We start from the raw sequence: 18213 nt of genomic DNA on the forward strand, positions 1-18213 counted from the left end.
ATTTAGACCTTGCGACCCTCAGCATCCACCACGGCCTCACCATCCTCTTTGTTGAACGCGCCGCGCTGCGGCTGCGGCAAGATGTCCAGCACGGCCTCCGATGGCCGGCACAGGCGCGTGCCCAGCGGCGTGACCACGATGGGCCGGTTGATGAGGACGGGGTGCTGGAGCATGAAGTCGATCAACTGCACGTCGCTCCACTGCGGGTCATCCAGGCCCAGCTCGGCATAGGGCGTGCCTTTCTCGCGCAGCACGGCGCGCGCCGATACGCCCATCGCGGCGATCAGTGCCGTCAGCGTCGCCCGGTCGGGCGGCGTCTTCAGGTACTCGATGACCGTGGGCTCCTCGCCGCTGTTGCGGATCAGGGCCAGCACGTTGCGCGACGTGCCGCAGGCGGGGTTGTGGTAGATGGTGATGTTGCTCATGGTGGCTTGCCTGGGTTAGCGGGAGGAAGGGTTCGGGCCGCATTCGTACCAGCCGCGCGAGCGGTTGACCACGCGCACGACCAGCAGCATCACGGGTACCTCGATCAGCACGCCGACCACGGTGGCCAGCGCCGCGCCGGACTGGAAGCCGAACAGGCTGATGGCGGCGGCCACCGCCAATTCGAAGAAATTGGAAGCGCCGATCAGTGCCGACGGGCAGGCGATGCGGTGCTGCTCGCCCACCTGGCGGTTGAGCCAGTAGGCCAGCCCCGAGTTGAACAGCACCTGGATCAGGATGGGCACGGCCAGCATGGCGATCACCAGCGGTTGGCGCAGGATGGCCTCGCCCTGGAAGGCGAACAGCAGCACCAGCGTGAGCAGCAGCGCGGCCATGGACAGCGGGCCGATGCGGGCCAGCGCGGCATCGAAGGCGGCCTGGCCCTGGCGCAGCAGCGCGCGGCGCCAGAGTTGCGCGAGGATGACCGGGATCACGATGTAGAGCAGCACCGACACCATCAGCGTGCTCCAGGGCACGCTGATGGACGACAGGCCCAGCAGCAGGCCGACGATGGGCGCAAAGGCGAAGACCATGATGGTGTCGTTCAGCGCCACCTGCGACAGCGTGAACGCCGGGTCGCCGCCGGTCAGCCGGCTCCAGACGAAGACCATGGCCGTGCAGGGCGCGGCGGCCAGCAGGATCAGGCCGGCAACATAGCTGTCGAGCTGGTCGGCCGGCAGCCACTGGGCGAAGATCTGGCGCACGAAGATCCAGGCCAGCAGCGCCATCGAAAACGGCTTGACGGCCCAGTTGATGAACAGCGTCACGCCAATGCCGCGCCAATGCTGCCTGACCTGGCCCAACGCACCGAAGTCCACCTTGAGCAGCATGGGAATGACCATGACCCAGATCAACAGGCCCACCGGCAGGTTGACCTGCGCGACCTCGAGGCGGCCGATGGCCTGGAACACGCCGGGTGCGAACTGGCCCAGGGCCACGCCCAGCACGATGCACAGGAACACCCACAGCGTCAGGTAGCGCTCGAAGAGGCTCATGGGCTGCGGCGCTTGTTCAGGCCGCAGCGCTTCAGGGATTGCATTCATTGCCCCGGCCTCACTTCGTACCGATATTGCGCAGCTCATGCTGCAACGACATGGCGTCCAGCCGCTGCAGCGGCAGCGACAGGAACAGCTCGATGCGTCGGCGCAGCGTCAGCGCCGCATCCGTGAATGCCTTGCGCTTCTGCTCATCGGTGCCTTTGACGGCTGCGGGGTCAGGAACGCCCCAATGCGCCGACATTGGCCGTCCCGGCCACACCGGGCAGACCTCGCCGGCGGCGTTGTCGCAGACCGTGAATATGAAATCCAGCTCCGGTGCACCGGGCGCCGCGAACTCATCCCAGTTCTTGCTGCGGTAGCCAGCGGTCGGCATGTGCAGCCGCTCCAGCGTGGCGAGCGCCAGTGGGTGGACTTCGCCCTTGGGGTGGCTGCCCGCCGAGTAGGCGCGAAAGCGCCCCTGGCCCAATTCATTGAGGATGCCTTCGGCCAGGATGGAGCGAGCCGAGTTACCCGTGCAGATGAACAGGGCGCTGTAGATCTTGTCGGTGGTCATGGGTATCTCACATCAGCAGCAGGAGGAGGCCGGCTTCACCGCAACGCCCATCGGCTTGCCGCGCACCGGGGTACAGCACGCTGCGGCGGAAGTCGCTGCAGGCGCCGCTTCGTTAAAGACCGGAATATTGCCCAGCGTGTGAAAGTGCTCCCAGGCCACGCCCTGCGGGTCGGTGATCCAGTGCTTCTCGCTGCGCGCGTAGCAGCAGGTCGTGGTGCCCTCGTCCAGCAGCGTCATGTCGGCCGCCTCGGCGCGGGCCTTCAGCACCGCCAATTCCTCGGCATCGTCGGTCTGGATACCCAGGTGGTCAATGCCCGGCTTGTTGCCACGTGTGGAGATGGCGAAGTTGACCGGCGGGTCTTCGAGCATCCATTTGGCGTAGTCGCTTTCGACGCGCGCGGGCTGCGCGGCGAACAGTTGGGAATAGAAGCCGATGCTGCGGTTCAGGTCATCGACGTGCAGGTGGACGTGGAAGCGCTTCATGGGGAGATCCTTTCAGCAGGAGGTACAGGCAGAGGAGGAATCACTGACCTCGCACGTGCTGCCTTGGCAGCAGTGCTCGGTCAGGTAGCCGAGCAGCCCATTCATCTGGCTGAAGTCGGCGCGGTAGATCAGGTTGCGGCCTTGCTGTTCGATGGTGACGAGGCCAGCATGAGCCAGTTCCTTCAGGTGGAAGGACAGCGCGTTGCGGGCCACGTCGAGCTGATCGGCCAGAACGCTGGGCGTGAGCCCTTCGGGGCCGGCGACGACTAGGGATCGGAACACGCGCAGGCGCTGGGCATGGGCCAGGGCACCGAGGGCGGAAACGGCTTGGGCTTCATTCATTATTCAATAATACATCAATTATTGAATCAATGGCAATGCCGCTTATGCTGGATCAAGCCTGCGTGGCTTGACTTTCAAGACAGTTGCTCACGCCACTGGTCCAACGAAGATGAGCGTGAGCGCGCACTCTATGCGCGAAACTGGGGGCACGCTAGCGCGCTCGTAAGCCGCCGCGACTACAGGACCCATGGGTTCTGAGCTGCTGTTAGAAGAGCGTCAATAACTTCGACGACGTCCAACGTCGTGTCGACATGCTATGTCAAGAGAGCGTCCAAATGCGCATGGTGATTAAGAAATGGGGCAATAGCGCGTCGGTCCGCATCCCGGCCGCGATCATGGAAGCAGCCAAATTGAGCGTGGATGCGGTTGTTGATGTGCGCGAGGAAAACGGTCGGATTGTGATCGAACCGCTGCCGGATGCGGAATCTGAACTAGATGTCCTTATCGCCGGCATCACAGCGGAAAACCTCCACGAGGAAGTTGACTTTGGCCCGCGAGTCGGCAAGGAGCTTCTCTAATGGCGGCGGCCGAGAAGTCGCGGCGAGCTTAAGCAGACGGGCCGTCATGCACGCGAACCGCCCTCTCCGCCCAAACTCAATATTCGGATGAAGCCCGCGCGCTTGTCTCGGCCACCGCGCAAGGCAGCGCTTGGGAATGGTTCCCCAGCCCGTAATCTCGGCTTGTTCGATAACAACCGGATCCTGATTCATGGCCCCTTTCTTCATTTCAATTAGTACTCGGGGACTATATCCAGCCCGAACGGATCGGCTAGGTGGGGAAACCATGCACTCCGCCCCTCTGCGCCCCGCGCTGTGCGTGGGGTGACCGTGATCACCTTACGGCTCGGCAGACAGCGTACGCCGAATGGACCCGCGGCGCGGTCGACGGTAGAGCCGGCCAAGATACTAGCCCGAGTCCATTAGCGCAGGCCAACCCGCGAGCCGGCGGCTTTGGCAACTGACAACCAGCCGACTCAGGTTGCGCCAGAGTGGTTTCATGGGGACGCCGTGGTGCTGCGCCGTTTCCTCGATCGCTAGCACCAGAAGCGATAGGGGAGCCTCGTCCAGCAAGTAACCAAGGTGTGCACACCACGGATCCGACGTTTCGCCGGTAAGCAGCATGGCGCGTAGTACATCGGTGGGAAGCCGTCCCCGATAGCTCACGCTGGACGTTCGCGCCGCCATGTCAACCCATGGCCGTGACGCCAGCGGTTGTAGCGTGCTGACGTCTAATCCCAATACGCGCAAGATCGAAAGTGAATCATCTGCGGCGCCGGCGCTGGCCAGATACACCGCCTGGGCAAGGGAGAGTTGCAAGACCGACAGGCGCCCTTCGATAGCCTGGCGTTGGAGGCGGGCGCGCTCGGCATCGGACTCTGCCAAGCGCGGTTGTGGTCGGTCAGTGGCTGACGGTTCTCGAGGCATGGTGGCAAAGGTTCAGTGTTGCCCAAGGGCTCTCGCAGTTTCCCGGAGTCTCCAACACCGCGAGCGTATATCAGGAGGATTGACCTTCCCACAGTGGGAAGGTGCATCCTATTCCACTATGTGGCTACCGCGGGCCTGCCGCAAGCTATGCGCCGAGGCGCGGTTTTCATCTCGAAGCGTGAATTGCGAAGGAGAGGGAGTATGGAGAGTAGCAATCACCAGCATCGGAGCGGAGATGCCCATAAGGATACCCGTGCGAACAGGGACGGCGCGGTCTCATTAGACCAGCATCATGCGCATGCCGATCATGCTTCACCACATCACCATCCGCATCAGCACGGCGCCGTATCGTTTGGCAGCAGCGCAACGAGCGCCAAGGACCCGGTCTGCGGCATGTCAGTCAGTACGGCCTCTTCATTTCGCGCAGAGCACGAGGACATCGCCTATTACTTCTGCAGCCAGTCCTGCCAGAGCAAGTTCTTGGCGGAGCCAGCGAAGTACGTCGCGCCGCAGGACGCCTACACCGAGCAAGCGCCGCCCGGCACGATCTATACCTGCCCGATGCATCCCGAGATCCGCCAGGATCATCCCGGCAACTGTCCGAAGTGCGGCATGGCGCTGGAGCCGATGCTGCCGGCACTGGACGACCGGGAGAACCCCGAGCTCATCGATTTTCGCCGGCGGTTCTGGTGGACATTGCCGTTGACGGTGGTGACCTTTGTCCTGGCAATGTTCGGGCATCGGCTGGGTTGGTTCCAGGCATCCACGCAAAGCGGGATTGAACTGATCGTCGCAACTCCCGTGGTGCTCTGGGCAGGCTGGCCGTTCTTCGAGCGCTGCGTCCAGTCGTTCATCAATCGCAGCCCGAACATGTGGACGCTGATAGGACTTGGCACGGGCGCTGCCTACCTGTACAGCGTGATCGCCACCGTGGCCCCGCAGGCGTTCCCGTCGACCTTTGCGGAACATGGCCGCATCGGCGTCTACTTCGAGGCGGCGGCCGTCATCATCTCCCTGACCTTGATGGGACAGTTGCTGGAGCTCAAAGCGCGCTCGCAGACATCCGCGGCCATCAAATCGTTGCTTGGGCTGGCGCCGAAGACCGCTCGACGCATCCGGGAAGACGGAACCGAAGAAGACGTGCCGCTGACGCATGTTCATGTCGGCGACCTGCTTCGCGTGCGACCCGGCGAGAAGGTGCCGGTGGACGGCGTGGTAATGGAAGGCGCGAGCTCGCTGGACGAGTCCATGATCACCGGGGAGCCAATCCCGGTGACCAAGCGGGTCGGCGACAAGGTCATCGGGGCCACGATGAACACCAGTGGCAGTCTGGTCATCCGCTCGGAGAAGGTCGGAACTCAAACCGTCCTGGCGCAGATCGTCCAGATGGTGGCGCAAGCGCAGCGCTCCCGAGCGCCGATGCAGCGTATGGCCGATAAGGTGTCGGGTGTTTTTGTTCTGGCTGTCATCGCGATTGCGGTGCTCACCTTTCTTGCGTGGGGCGTGTTTGGACCCGAGCCGAGCTGGGTCTATGGCCTGATCAATGCCGTTGCCGTGCTGATCATTGCGTGCCCATGCGCGCTCGGACTGGCCACCCCGATGTCGATCATGGTAGCAAGCGGCAAGGGCGCTTCGAGCGGCGTGCTGTTCCGCGACGCGGCGGCCATCGAAAATCTGCGCAAGGTCGATACGTTGATCGTCGACAAGACCGGAACGCTGACTCAGGGGAAGCCGAAGTTCGATCGCGCCATCGCATCGGACGGCTTTGTCGAGGAAGAGGTGCTACGTCTTGCCGCCAGCCTGGACCAGGGCAGCGAGCATCCACTGGCAATGACGATCGTGGAGGCGGCGCGCGAGCGCGGCCTGACCCTGGAGAAGGCCGAAGCATTCGATTCGGAAAGCGGTATCGGCGTGCGAGGGATGGTGGCTGGCAGGAAGCTGGCGCTGGGCAACACCGCGCTGATGGAGGCCGAAGGCATTGCAACCCAAGCGCTGGCCAGCGACGCTGATGCGTTGCGCGCTCAGGGTGCCAGCGTGATGTATCTCGCCGTGGATGGCGCATTGGCGGGCATCCTTGCCGTCTCGGATCCCATCAAGGAAACCACGCCACAGGCGCTGGCGCAGCTCAAGGAGGACGGGGTTCGCGTCATCATGGCAACCGGCGATGGCGTAAAGACCGCCAACGCGGTTGCCACCAGGCTGGGTATCGAGGAGGCACACGGCGAGGTCAAGCCCGCGGACAAGCTCGCATTGGTCTCTCGCCTGCAAGAGCAAGGCCGGGTGGTGGCGATGGCAGGCGACGGCATCAACGATGCGCCGGCCTTGGCAAAGGCCGACGTAGGCATCGCGATGGGGACCGGTACCGATGTCGCGATGAACAGCGCGCAGGTGACGCTGGTCAAGGGCGACCTGGTCGGCATTGCACGGGCGCGACTGCTGTCGGAAGCGACCATCCGCAACATGAAGCAGAACCTTGGCTTCGCTTTCGTCTACAACGCATTGGGCGTTCCGCTGGCGGCCGGCATTCTGTATGGCTCCACCGGCTTGCTGCTGTCGCCGATGATCGCGGCGCTGGCGATGAGCCTGAGCTCTGCTTCGGTCGTATTCAATGCCCTGAGGTTACGCCAAGCGAAGGTGTAATCGATTCAAACACTACGGGGTCCGGCTCGCTAGCGCGCATCAGCCGTGCGTCGTCGCTTGCATGTTTTCCACCGTCCTTGTAACGGTGGACCGCGCTTGAGGTAGGTTCAGAGCGAGCGTATGCGGTCGGGGCGGGATGCCAGATGACGGCGTCATGACGAGCCGGTTAACCGAGCAGCGCAGTAGTTGCGGATGCGCACGTTGCTAAGCCAGGAAGTCCGCCATGGCGTGCCCCTCACTGCCATACGATTGCCATCCGGTCGAATAGCGCGACGCGGCGTTCACGGCTGGCCTGGCCTTTGCTCCGGTGGAGTCGGCGCCTGACATTCGGCGTCTCCCGACTTAAGGAGTATTGCCATGCCACATGAAAGATTCAATGCGTGTATTGAGGCTTGCAACGCCTGTGCCGTCGCCTGCGACCATTGCGCGGCGTCGTGCCTGCAAGAGTCGAATGTGCAGCAAATGGCCGACTGCATACGGCTTGACGTGGATTGCGCACAGGTCTGCCGCCTGGCTGCGGCGGTGATGTCACGAGGCAGCCAGTTCGCCAGCGACGTCTGCCAGCTTTGCGCTCGCATCTGCGAAGCGTGCGCAGCGGAATGTGCAAAGCACGCGCCGCAGCATTGCCAGGACTGCGCGAAGGCGTGTCAGCGCTGCGCGGAGGCCTGCCGCGCCATGGCGTGACCGCGACGGGTGTGGTGAACGCACGCGACCAGAATCGATCGATCGCGTGCGCCACAGTCCTACTTGCGCTGCATATCGAGAACGGCTGGCGCACCATCGATCTTGCCGAAGGTTACCGAAACGGCATCGCCCTCCTTGAAGCGGCTCAGGGACGCGCGGTCCTTGACCGGAAATGCCATCGTCATGGCGGGCATGCCGAGGTTCTCGATCGGACCATGCTTGAGCGTGACCTTGCCGGCCTGGGCATCGATCTTCCTGATTTCCGCCGGGACGGGACGGGCAGCCTGGCTGGAAGCCGAGGGCGCCTTCATGTCCATGCCCTCCATTGCGCCGGCCGCGAAGGCGATGGGCGCGGCGGCAAGAGCGAGGACGGCAGCGAGGGTCTTGATGGATGATGTCATTGCGATTCCTTCTGAAGTGAGGGGGTGGCGGAAGGGGTAGCGTGTGCGGCCTGGCGTCGGCGCAGCAGCAGGTACACCGCCGGCACGACGAACATCGACAGCAATGGGGCGGTCACCATGCCGCCGACCATCGGCGCGGCAATGCGCTGCATCACCTCGGAGCCGGTGCCATGCGACCACATGATGGGAATCAGGCCGGCCAGAATGACCGCGACCGTCATGGCTTTCGGGCGCACGCGCAGCACGGCGCCTTGCTGGATGGCGTCGAGCAGGGAGTGGACATCGGACTGGCCCGCTTCCAACCGCTCGTTCCACGCATGCTTGAGATAGAGCAGCATGATCACGCCGAACTCCGCCGCGACGCCGGCCAGCGCGATGAAGCCGACAATCCCTGCCACGGACAGGTTGTAGCCCAGCAGGTAGAGCAGCCAGAACCCCCCGATCAGCGCCAGCGGCAGCGTTCCCATGATCAGCATCGCTTCGTCGAGGCGCCCGAATACCACGTACAGCAGCACGAAGATGATCAGCAGCGTGAACGGCACCACCACCTTCAGCTTGGCGCTGGCGCGCTCCAGGTATTCGAACTGCCCGGACCAACTGACCGAATAGCCCGCAGGCATCGGTACCGCCTCGGCCACCGCGGATTGCATGGCCTGCACGGCGGAGCGCAGGTCCCGTCCCCGGATATCGACGTAAATCCAGCCCGACAGGCGCGCATTTTCGCTGCGGAGCATGGGCGGGCCCTGCACCAGTTGAATGCGTGCAACGTCGGACAGCGTGATCTGCAGACCCTTGTCTGTCACGATCGGCAGGCTGCGCAATTGCTCGATCGAGTCGCGATAGTCGCGGGGATACCGTACGTTGATGGGGAAGCGCGCCAAGCCATCGACCACCTCGCCGACGTTCTCGCCGCCGATGGCCGAGGACACGATGCTCTGCACGTCGGCGATATTGAGGCCATAACGGCCAGCGGCCACGCGGTCGATATCGACGTCGATATAGCGGCCGCCGGTCAGCCGCTCGGCCAGCGCGGACGTAACACCCGGCACCGTCTTGACCGCCGCCTCGATGCGCATGGCAAGCCGGTCGATCTCCTGCAGGTCGGTGCCGGCGACCTTGATGCCGACCGGGCTCTTGATCCCTGTGGCCAGCATGTCGATCCGGTTGCGAATCGGCGGGACCCAGATATTCGACAAGCCGGGCACCTTGACGACCCGATCCAGCTCCTCGACCAGCTTCTCGGTGGTCATGCCGGGGCGCCATTGGTCGCGCGGCTTGAACTGGATCGTTGTCTCGAACATCTCGATCGGCGCGGGGTCCGTCGCCGTATCGGCCCGGCCTGCTTTGCCGAACACGGTCGCCACCTCCGGCACGGTCTTGATCAGCCTGTCCGTCTGCTGCAACAGTTGGGCCGCCTTGCCGGCGGACAGCCCCGGCAGGGCGGACGGCATGTACAGCAGGTCCCCTTCGTCGAGCGGCGGCATGAATTCGCCGCCGATCCGCATGATCGGCCAGGCGGTGGCCACCAGCAGGGTCGCGGCGATGGCCAGCGTGGTCTTGGGGTAGGTCAACACCTTGGCCAAGGCTGGCTGGTAGGCGCGGATCAGCCACCGATTGAGCGGGTTGGCCTGTTCCGAGGGAATCCGGCCGCGGATCATATAGCCCATCAGGACCGGTACCAGCGTCACCGACAGTCCCGCCGCCGCCGCCATGGAGTAGGTCTTGGTGAACGCCAATGGCGAGAACAGGCGTCCTTCCTGCGCCTCCAGTGCGAATACCGGAACGAACGACAGCGTGATGATCAGCAGCGAGAAGAACAGCGCCGGCCCCACCTCGGCGGCCGATTCCCCAATGATCTGCCAGCGCTCACCAGCTGACGGTTCCCGCCCGCCATTGTCCGCATGCCAGCGTTCCAGGTGCTTGTGCGCGTTCTCGATCATGACGACCGCCGCATCGACCATGGCGCCGATCGCGATGGCGATGCCGCCGAGCGACATGATGTTGGCGTTCACGCCCTGGTAGCGCATCACCAGGAAGGCGGCCAGCACGCCAAGCGGCAGCGATACGATCGCCACCAGCGCCGAGCGCAGATGGAACAGGAATGCCAGGCACACCAGCGCGACCACGACAAACTCCTCGATCAGTTTCGTGGTCAGGTTGTCGACCGCGCGCTTGATCAGGCTGGAGCGGTCATAAGTCGTCACGACCTCCACGCCGGCGGGCAGACTCTGTTGCAGCGTGGCGAGTTTGGTCTTGACCGAGTCGATGGTCTCGAGCGCGTTCTTGCCCGAGCGAAGCACGATGATGCCGCCCGCGACTTCGCCCTGGCCGTCGAGTTCGGCGATGCCGCGCCGCATCTCCGGGCCCAGCTGGATGGTGGCGACGTCGCCCAACCGCACCGGAATGCCGGTGTCGCTGGTGACCAGCGGAATCTGCCGGAAGTCCTCCAGCGTCTTCAGATAGCCCGACGCGCGCACCATGTATTCGGCCTCGCCCAGTTCCAGCACCGAGCCGCCGGTTTCCTGGTTGGCCCCCTTGAGCGCCGCCAGCACCTTCGATTGCGATAGCCCGTAAGCGCGCAGCCGATCCGGCATCAGGACCACCTGGTATTGCTTGACCATGCCGCCGAGCGAGGCGACCTCCGCGACGTTGGGCAACGACTTGAGTTCGAAGCGCAGGAACCAGTCCTGCAAGGCGCGCAGCTGGCTCAGGTCGTGCTGTCCCGTCCGGTCGACCAGCGCATACTCGTAGATCCAGCCCACGCCGGTCGCATCGGGGCCGAGCGCAGGCTTGGCCGCGGCGGGCAGACGCGATTGCGCCTGGTTCAGGTATTCGAGCACCCGCGAGCGCGCCCAGTAGAGGTCGGTGCCATCCTCGAACAGCACGTAGACATAGGAATCGCCGAAGAAGGAATAGCCCCGCACCGTCCTTGCGCCCGGCACCGACAGCATGGTGGTGGTCAGTGGATAGGTGACCTGATTCTCGACGATCTGCGGCGCCTGGCCGGGGAACGGCGTGCGGATGATCACTTGCACATCGGAAAGGTCCGGCAAGGCATCGAGCGGCGTACCTTTGACCGCCCACAGTCCCCACGCGGTCAGCATCACGGTCGCCAGCAACACCAGGAAGCGATTCCGGATGGAGGCAAGGATGAGCCGGGCGATCATGGCTTGCCCCCTGGCGCAGTTGCCGCCGGTTCGACCGAAGACAGGACAGCCACGCCGTCGCTGTTGAGGTGGAAGCGGAAGCGGATGCGGTCGCCGGGCTTGAGCGCTCGCGGCAGCCCGACCGGCGGAGCCGCAAAGTCCATCGTCATGGCGCCCCACTGCGCCGACGGGATCGGCCCGTGGGAGATCGTCAAACCTTGGGCGGTCACCGCCTCGATGCGTCCGACGCCTTCATGCTCGGGGCTCGGCGCGGCTGGCGATGCAGGCGCGGAGGCGCCGGGCGCGGCCGCCATGCGCTGTGCGGTGCCGCGCAGGCTGGCTTCGGAGTCGATCAGGAACTGCCCGGACACGACGACGTTCTGGCCAGCCTTCAGCCCTTCGATGACCTCGGTCTGTCCGCCCGCCGTCGCGCCAATCCTCACCTCGACGGGGCTGAATCCGCCTTGCTCGGTCTGTACCATGACGACGGTGCGCGTGCCCGTACGAATCAACGCCTCGCTCGGTACCAGTAGCCGATCCGGGCCCGGGGCTGGCGCAAAGCGAACGGACACGAACATGCCGGGCAGCAATTGCCGGCCCTTGTTGTTCAGCTCGATGCGAACCCTGGCCGTACGCGTTGCCGTGCTGACATCGGGCAGGATGGCATCGACCTTGCCGTCCAGTGATTGCCCGGGCAGCGCTGCCGCGACGGCGGTGACCGATTGTCCGGGCCGCAACGGGGCGGCCTGGCTTTCCGGCACTTCGGCGATCACCCAAACCGTCGCGAGACTGGCGATCCGAAACAGGGTCATGCCAGGCGACAGGGTCATGCCATCTCGCGCGCCGATTTCGGTCAGAACGCCATCGATCGAGCTTGTGATGGCCAGGCGCGGCTGCAGCTTGCCGCTCTTCTGCACCAGCCGTATGTGGCTCTCGCTCATGCCGACCTGCCGCATGCGCGCGATGGCGGCCTCCCGCAGATCGTGCTGCAGGCCGGCGCTCATGCGGCTGACAGCGAGGTATTCCTCCTGTGCGGCCACCCATTCGGGCGCGTAGATCAACGCCAGCGCCTGGCCCTTGCTGACCGGGTCGAGGGTTGTCCTGGCATAGGTTCGCTCCACGAAGCCGGTGGTACGCGCTTGCAGTACCTCGATGCCGCGCTCGTCGATCGCGACATTGCCCGGCACCTCGAGCGTCGATTCGAGTCGGCCCATCTTGACCTGCGCGGTGCGAATGCCAAGGTTCTGCATGACGCGGCTGTCGATGGTGACAGCGGCGCCGCCGCCCGCGTCTTCATAGACGGGAGACAACGGCATGTCCATGAAGGGAGACTTGCCCGGCTTGTCGAAGCGCTGGCCCGGCACCATCGGATCGTGCCAATAGAGGATGCGCTTGCCTGTCTTCGGGTCGATATCCCCGGCCTTCAGTTCGGATCCGGCCGACGCGCCAATGGACGGTGGGGCGGCCGGCGTGATGTTGCGCCCATGCTGTTGGCCCAGGTAATAAGCCGTGCCTACGCTGGCGGCGACGAGCAGGCCAGCCGCTGCGCGACCGATCGCGGTCCTGTTCATTCCCATCCCCCATGAACGCGCGTTGCACGCGCCGGCCCCTGCGCGGCGGTCGGCAGCGGCAGCAGAAAGGTGAGCTCCGTCCACAGGCGCGCGGTGGCGGCCTCCAGTTGAAGGTGCTGCAACGAGATGTCCAGCGCCTTGCGGTTCGCGTCCGCCACCGCGGTCAACGTTCCGGCGCCGGTACGATAGGCGGTCAGTGCTGCATCGATGCGAGCCTTGGCCAGCGGCAGTATCGTGTCGGCATAGCGCGCCAGGCGGGATTGATTGAGCTGCCATTGCGCCTGCTTGCCGCGGACCTGGCCGAGCACGCCTCTGCGTATCGACTCGGCCTGTGCCCGCACCGCGTCGGCTTGCGCCAGCTTCGCCGCCAGTTCGCGGTCTTGACGATGCTTCCGGTCCCACGGCAAGGGGAGGGAAACATTGACGGACACCATATTGGAATACGCCGGACCCCGCTGGCTGTACATCAACTCCACGCTGACGTCCGGCACCTTGTTCTCGCTTGCGATCCGGCTGTCGGCTTCGGCGACGCCGACCTGCGCCTGGGCGGCGGCCACGTCCGGCAGTCGCATCGCGGTATCGGCGTCCAAATTGCCCAGCCAGGTGGGCAACTCAAGGGCAGGGGGCTCGGCAAGCGGCAGGTCCGCGGCATCGCCGACCCATCGGCGCAACATCGCCCGGGATGCAGCCACAACCGCGCGCGCCTCGTCTTCGCGGTTCCGGAGCTGCTGAAGTTCGAGCTGAGCGGTCAGAATCTCGGCCCGGGTGCCGCGGTCGGCGCGGTAGGCGGCTTCGGCGGCCTGCACCATCAAGTCGATGGACTGCGCCTGTTCGGCGAACACATCGAGCATTCGCTCGGCGTACTGCCGCTCGAGCCAGGCGCTGGCCGTGCCGCGCTGCACGGCGGCCAGCGCCACCGTGCGCTGCGCCTCCGCGGAGGTGGCTTCGGCCTCGAAACGTTGGGCGCGAGCCTGGCGCTTTGCCGCTCGGGTGAACTCCTGCATCACGCTGATCGACCGCATCGTCATGGCTTCGGTGCCGAGCGAAAACCGGTCGCGGCCGTCGACCGGGACGTTGTTGACACCGACTTTGAGCACCGGGTCCGGCAGTTGGCCGCCTGCAACCGCCATTTCGATGGCGGACTGCACCGCGGACGAGGATGTTTCTGCGTCGCTCGACCGGGATGATGCGAGCGCGACCGCTTCCTGCAACGAGAGCCGGCTCGCCGGCTGCGCCCATGGCGTATGACTGGCGCCGAGCAGCGTGATGGCGAACGCCAGCCGGCGTCCGCACAATGGGGGGAAACGCAAATGCATAAAGCCTCCGCAAAGCAACGACCGCCCTCAGACGACGTGTCGGGGCGCGATAGGTGGCGTTGCGGCGGAGGCTACGTTCGGAAACAGCAGTGCAGGATGGAGAGCGGGCGAGGAGGGCCGCGTGGCGTGGCTCCCGCAGCCGCCGCGCTCGGGCGCGCGAGCAGCGGCTCCGGCACCAGCATCACGGGATGGACCAGGCTTGCATGAAACACCGGAAGCTGCGGGCTGGCATGGTCGAGGGACTTGGATCCCAGCTGGCAGTGTTCGAGGCACAGCCCATCGTGCGAATCCGGCTCGACGGCCTTCTGCGCCATGTCGGGACACGACTCGGTCATGCCAATCATGCCCGTCATGCCCGTCATGTCCCGGTCGGTACTGACGGCGTACCGGCTGCCCGCGCAAGCGTACGCCGCCGCTGCCAGCTGGACTGTCAGGAAAGCGGTCAGCAGGAATGCGGCCAGCCAAAGCCGCCGGAGGGACGTGCGCACGTGTGGGCCCATATTGGCCGAATGGTACCAGCGTTTGACGTTGGCAAGGGTTGGGCAGGTGTTGCGCTGCGAAATGCTCCTTGACCGAAAAATTGCCTCTTATCCTCGGCACCTTACCTGGATGTAATAGTCGGGTAATGGCTCGGTGAGGGGCGGATTCATACCATTGAAGTCGAGAGGCCAATACCTCGTAACTCAATGGAGAGAATCATGAAAATCAACAAGAACGCGGCAGCTGTATTGAGCCTGGCGGCGCTGTCCGTGGCGCCCGCATGGGGCGCGGACAAGGCAAGAACTAACGCGGGCGATGATTGGGCCAAGCACGTGCAGCAGGCCGCCGAGCCCGCATCTCCAACGATGGCAAACACGACGTCGGGCACGCGTCTCGGTCCTCACGCAGCCCTTTTTGGCAGCGTTGTCCCGGCTGGCACGGCGTCCCGCACTATCACGCTTCGGCCTGGTATGAAAACCATCAACGTAGCCTCCGGGGAAGCGGTGGCATTCGCAGACGGCGATCAATCCGTAGCTTGGCAGTTTGCCGAGTTCGTGCACGGCAGCACAGTTGACTTGGGCGACCTTTTCCCCGGCATGCCGATCGCTCGGGGCGTGCGCGTGAACATCGATCGCAGCCAGATTTTCACCGGTGGCTGACAAGCGGAATTGTTGCTGGGCACGTCCATCCACGACTCGGCGATTTGAGATGACGGCTTTGTAATCGCAGTGTCATGCCTCGGTGGGGAGCCCCTCCCTACACTGATCATGCAGGCTCACAGCGAGCCAATCACCCTTAAAAGGAGAAACAAAATGCGTACGTTGAAGAAGGCTGCTCTCTTGGTATTGACGATTGCGTCGCTGGGCAGCGCAGCAGGACTGGCGAATGCCGGCGTAACATCGTCGCGCGATATCTTCACTACCGGTGGCCACACGATGGGCACGCGCGATCCCTTCACCGATGGCAGTCATACTACAGGTACGCGCGACCTGTTCTCCGATGGCGCCCATACTACAGGCACGCGGGACACCTTCACGGACGGTAGCCACGCGGCCGGAACGCGCGACGCTTTCACCGACGGCATCTGATCGCGGGACGTTGGCATTTTCTATGTGCCGGGCTTCCTAATACCGTCGCAAGGCCCAGCGGCCGAGACCTCTCGGACGTTGGGCTCTTTCACATCGGGCCACTACGATAAGTTGTTTGCCTCGTCCGATGCGTCGGCGCAGTGAACGGTAAGCTCTGATGCTTGTCAAAGCAAGCCTGAACGGCCCCCGGTGATACACCGATCATGCGGGTCCGGGCTAACATAGCCACGAAAACTGAAGTCCAATCTCTCGGGAATTTTCGATGAAGCCTCTTCTTGGTGTTGCCCTTCTCGCTGTCGGTACGCTTGCGTATGCGGCTCCCCCGCGCTGGTCGTCTACAAGGATGCCAATTGCGGATGCTGTGAAGGCTGGGTGGAGCATTTGAACGAGGCTGGCATCCAGACCAAGGTCATCAATACGCCGGATGTCGCCGCAATCAAGACGAAGCTTGGCGTTCCCGAGAAGATGGGCTCCTGCCATACCGCGGTCATGCAAGGCAGTGGCCAAATTATCGAAGGGCACGTTCCCGCGGTAGCGGTGAGAAAACTGGCTGCCAATCCGGGCGTGAAAGGGATCGCCGTGCCGGGCATGCCGGCAAATTCTCCCGGCATGGGTCCCATGGATGGCAACTTGGTGACCGTGGATTTCAACGGAAAGCCGTTCTCCAGGAATTAATGGCGCCTCGGCTCGGACAGCGAAGCTGCAACCGAGCCTTGCCGGCTACGAATGGAAAGCTCGAACAAGTCTCGTTGGCTGATTGCCGGCCTGTTGGTGCTCGCAGCCGTGGCCGCGACCGCGGTCGCGCTGAAGACGAAGCGCTTTCTTGAGACGCCCGTCGACGGTGGGAACGGAGCGTCGGCGGCTAGGCAGCTGCGCATCGACACCAGTGATGCGCGGCGTATTGCCAGAGGCAAGCAGCTTTACGCGCAGCAATGCGCGTCCTGCCATGGCGCCAATCTCGAGGGTCAACCAAACTGGCGGGAACGGCTTCCGAGCGGCCGGATGCCGGCGCCGCCGCACGATGCCACAGGCCATACATGGCATCATCCCGACGCCGTGCTGTTTGCCATTACCAAGAATGGTCTGGTGCCGGGCATCACGGCTCCGGCCGGGTATGTCAGCGACATGCCGGCATTCGGCCAATTGCTGTCCGACGAGGACATCATTGCTGTCCTCGCGTATATCAAGAGCACTTGGCCGCCAAGGGCGTCGGCGGCGCAGCGTGAAGCGACGGAGCAATACGCCAATCCGCGTTAGCGCGGAAGCGCGCTCTACATGCCCGCCGGTGACAGAATGCCCAGTGACGCCACAAGAGCCAGGATCAGCGTTGCCGCGCTGGTTTCGACGATCAGGCTGCGTCGAAACGTTCGGACGGCTGCTGCGTGATTGCCGCTCTTCACCGCATGCTCCAGTTGCGGACTCAGAAAGTAGCGATTGGTTGCCGCAAGGGCCAGCATCGTACCGAACAGTCCGAGCTTGATGGCAAGCAGGCCGCCATACGACGTTAGCGACAGCTCTGGCAGCGTCAGGCCGACAATCAAGAGGTAGTTGATCACCCCGGTCACCGTCAAAGTGGCGACCACAATAGTGCCAACCTGAGCGAAGCCATTGGACGTGCGGCTCAGCAGTGCGACGGTCTCCGGTGTGGACGCAGCTCTTGCCAGCAGCACGAAAGCGATCAGCGCGCCAACCCAGGCCCCGGCCGCGGCGAGATGTCCAATATCGGAGGCCAGGTGAACATAGCGGCGGACGCCATCGTCCATCGCGCCATGCCCGCCCCAGGCGAGGGTCGATAGCGCAACGCCGCCTGCGGCAGCCAATACACCAATTTGCAGCGCCGGCCACCGGCGTGCGAAAAGAGCGACCAGCAAGCAAAGGACCAGCGCAACCAGACGAACGGCCCAAGCCGCACCGAAATCCGTACCCGTCACGATCATCTCGAAAACGTGGCTCTGCAGTTCGGCGTATTCGGATGCGCCGGTCATGGCCTTGGCCATGACGGCGATATTTGCCAACGACAGTCCGATGCCGACCGCAGCCAGCGCGGACGTAATGGCGACATACCGCGAGCCGATGCCCGACGATATCTCCTCACGGCGAAGCGCATAAAGACCGAATAGCGGCAAACCGAAAAGCGCCGTCAGGTCGAGATAGAGTGCAAAGCGCACCGATACAGTCGCCCAGTCCATCGGCGGATCACTTGACCGTGAAGGCGATATTTCCGTTGATCGGATGCGTGTCCGACGAAACGGCGCGCCAATCCACACGGTAGCTGCCCGGAACGAGCGGTTGGGCCGGCGTGATTACCATCGTCTTCGGGTCATCGCTGCCTAATACCTTGGCGGCAATCTTCATCGGGGCATGATTGGCCATGCCAGGCATGCCGGTCATTACCAGGTTGGCACCGGAAAACTGGGCGACCAGGTTTTCGGAGAACTTCAGTTCGATCTTCTGAGGGGCGGAAACCTCGGCCTTGTCAGCCGGGGTCGAAGAGACCAGCTTGGGATGTGCGAAAGCCGCCGAACTGATCAATGCCGCAGTGGCGGCGAGCATGGCTCGGATGGCGAAACGGTGCGTCTGCATGATGAACTCCCAGATTGAAAG

General features: G+C 64.0%; 19 protein-coding genes. 7 read left to right on the top strand and 12 right to left on the bottom strand.

The window, feature by feature from the left end:
* Positions 1–2: 2 nt before the first annotated feature.
* The 5 genes from arsC to KZ686_RS05275 are packed head-to-tail and all read right to left on the bottom strand — an operon-like array spanning position 3 to position 2859.
* Positions 3–425: an arsenate reductase (glutaredoxin) gene (gene arsC / locus KZ686_RS05255; protein WP_027457581.1), complete on the bottom strand. Its 423-nt coding sequence runs from the start codon at positions 423–425 to the stop codon at positions 3–5.
* A 15-nt stretch (positions 426–440) separates the two neighbouring features.
* Positions 441–1526 carry an ACR3 family arsenite efflux transporter gene (arsB, locus tag KZ686_RS05260; protein WP_049405857.1) on the bottom strand — a complete coding sequence of 362 codons (1086 nt, stop codon included), beginning with the start codon at positions 1524–1526 and terminating at the stop codon, positions 441–443.
* A gap of 10 nt (positions 1527–1536) precedes the next feature.
* Positions 1537–2034: an arsenate reductase ArsC gene (locus KZ686_RS05265; RefSeq protein ID WP_027457579.1), complete on the bottom strand. Its 498-nt coding sequence runs from the start codon at positions 2032–2034 to the stop codon at positions 1537–1539.
* A gap of 12 nt (positions 2035–2046) precedes the next feature.
* Positions 2047–2517 (bottom strand): ArsI/CadI family heavy metal resistance metalloenzyme, encoded by a 471-nt coding sequence (locus KZ686_RS05270; RefSeq protein WP_027457578.1) that lies wholly within the window; start codon positions 2515–2517, stop codon positions 2047–2049.
* Between the two features lie 12 nt (positions 2518–2529).
* Positions 2530–2859 carry an ArsR/SmtB family transcription factor gene (locus KZ686_RS05275; protein ID WP_027457577.1) on the bottom strand — a complete coding sequence of 110 codons (330 nt, stop codon included), beginning with the start codon at positions 2857–2859 and terminating at the stop codon, positions 2530–2532.
* 281 nt (positions 2860–3140) lie between these two features.
* Here KZ686_RS05275 and KZ686_RS05280 point away from each other — a divergent pair, with 281 nt between their 5' ends.
* From KZ686_RS05280 to KZ686_RS05290, 3 genes are all read left to right on the top strand, one after another.
* Positions 3141–3377 carry an AbrB/MazE/SpoVT family DNA-binding domain-containing protein gene (locus KZ686_RS05280; RefSeq protein WP_265633180.1) on the top strand — a complete coding sequence of 79 codons (237 nt, stop codon included), beginning with the start codon at positions 3141–3143 and terminating at the stop codon, positions 3375–3377.
* Between the two features lie 1107 nt (positions 3378–4484).
* Entirely contained in the window at positions 4485–6923 is a 2439-nt protein-coding gene (locus KZ686_RS05285) for a heavy metal translocating P-type ATPase (protein WP_265633181.1), read from the top strand.
* Between the two features lie 357 nt (positions 6924–7280).
* Positions 7281–7607, top strand: coding sequence for a four-helix bundle copper-binding protein (locus tag KZ686_RS05290; protein WP_265633182.1), 327 nt, complete (start codon positions 7281–7283; stop codon positions 7605–7607).
* Positions 7608–7666: 59 nt separating this feature from the next.
* Here KZ686_RS05290 and KZ686_RS05295 read toward each other — a convergent pair whose 3' ends face one another.
* The 5 genes from KZ686_RS05295 to KZ686_RS05315 all read right to left on the bottom strand — a co-directional run bounded on the left by KZ686_RS05295 (position 7667) and on the right by KZ686_RS05315 (position 14529).
* Positions 7667–8008, bottom strand: a complete 342-nt coding sequence (locus KZ686_RS05295) for a copper-binding protein (RefSeq protein ID WP_265633183.1) — start codon at positions 8006–8008, stop codon at positions 7667–7669.
* Positions 8005–11175, bottom strand: coding sequence for an efflux RND transporter permease subunit (locus tag KZ686_RS05300; RefSeq protein ID WP_265633184.1), 3171 nt, complete (start codon positions 11173–11175; stop codon positions 8005–8007). Before KZ686_RS05300 ends, KZ686_RS05295 begins: the two co-directional genes overlap by 4 nt.
* The gene (locus tag KZ686_RS05305; RefSeq protein ID WP_265633185.1) at positions 11172–12725 is read right to left on the bottom strand and encodes an efflux RND transporter periplasmic adaptor subunit; all 1554 of its coding nucleotides are present in this window, start codon (positions 12723–12725) and stop codon (positions 11172–11174) included. Before KZ686_RS05305 ends, KZ686_RS05300 begins: the two co-directional genes overlap by 4 nt.
* Positions 12722–14041, bottom strand: a complete 1320-nt coding sequence (locus KZ686_RS05310) for a TolC family protein (RefSeq protein ID WP_265633186.1) — start codon at positions 14039–14041, stop codon at positions 12722–12724. Before KZ686_RS05310 ends, KZ686_RS05305 begins: the two co-directional genes overlap by 4 nt.
* A gap of 71 nt (positions 14042–14112) precedes the next feature.
* Entirely contained in the window at positions 14113–14529 is a 417-nt protein-coding gene (locus tag KZ686_RS05315; protein WP_222245867.1) for a copper resistance protein, read from the bottom strand.
* Positions 14530–14739: 210 nt separating this feature from the next.
* On the opposite strand from KZ686_RS05315, the gene KZ686_RS05320 reads away from it, so the two are divergent.
* The 4 genes from KZ686_RS05320 to KZ686_RS05335 all read left to right on the top strand — a co-directional run bounded on the left by KZ686_RS05320 (position 14740) and on the right by KZ686_RS05335 (position 16866).
* Complete coding sequence (locus KZ686_RS05320; protein WP_255581986.1) at positions 14740–15180, top strand: CzcE family metal-binding protein; 441 nt, start codon at positions 14740–14742, stop codon at positions 15178–15180.
* Between the two features lie 153 nt (positions 15181–15333).
* Positions 15334–15609, top strand: coding sequence for a hypothetical protein (locus tag KZ686_RS05325; RefSeq protein WP_222245866.1), 276 nt, complete (start codon positions 15334–15336; stop codon positions 15607–15609).
* A gap of 372 nt (positions 15610–15981) precedes the next feature.
* On the top strand, positions 15982–16284 hold the full coding sequence (locus KZ686_RS05330; RefSeq protein ID WP_265633187.1) for a DUF411 domain-containing protein: 303 nt from the start codon (positions 15982–15984) through the stop codon (positions 16282–16284).
* Between the two features lie 51 nt (positions 16285–16335).
* Complete coding sequence (locus KZ686_RS05335) at positions 16336–16866, top strand: c-type cytochrome (protein ID WP_222245864.1); 531 nt, start codon at positions 16336–16338, stop codon at positions 16864–16866.
* A gap of 14 nt (positions 16867–16880) precedes the next feature.
* Here the strand turns inward: KZ686_RS05335 and copD are convergent, their stop codons facing one another.
* Together copD and copC are read right to left on the bottom strand one after the other, a co-directional pair.
* Positions 16881–17798 (bottom strand): copper homeostasis membrane protein CopD, encoded by a 918-nt coding sequence (copD, locus tag KZ686_RS05340; protein ID WP_222245863.1) that lies wholly within the window; start codon positions 17796–17798, stop codon positions 16881–16883.
* A 7-nt stretch (positions 17799–17805) separates the two neighbouring features.
* A complete protein-coding gene (copC, locus tag KZ686_RS05345; RefSeq protein WP_265633188.1) occupies positions 17806–18192 on the bottom strand; it encodes a copper homeostasis periplasmic binding protein CopC in 387 nt (128 codons plus the stop codon).
* Positions 18193–18213 lie beyond the last annotated feature (21 nt).

The sequence above is a fragment of the Cupriavidus cauae genome (assembly GCF_026210475.1).
Lineage (GTDB): Bacteria > Pseudomonadota > Gammaproteobacteria > Burkholderiales > Burkholderiaceae > Cupriavidus > Cupriavidus cauae.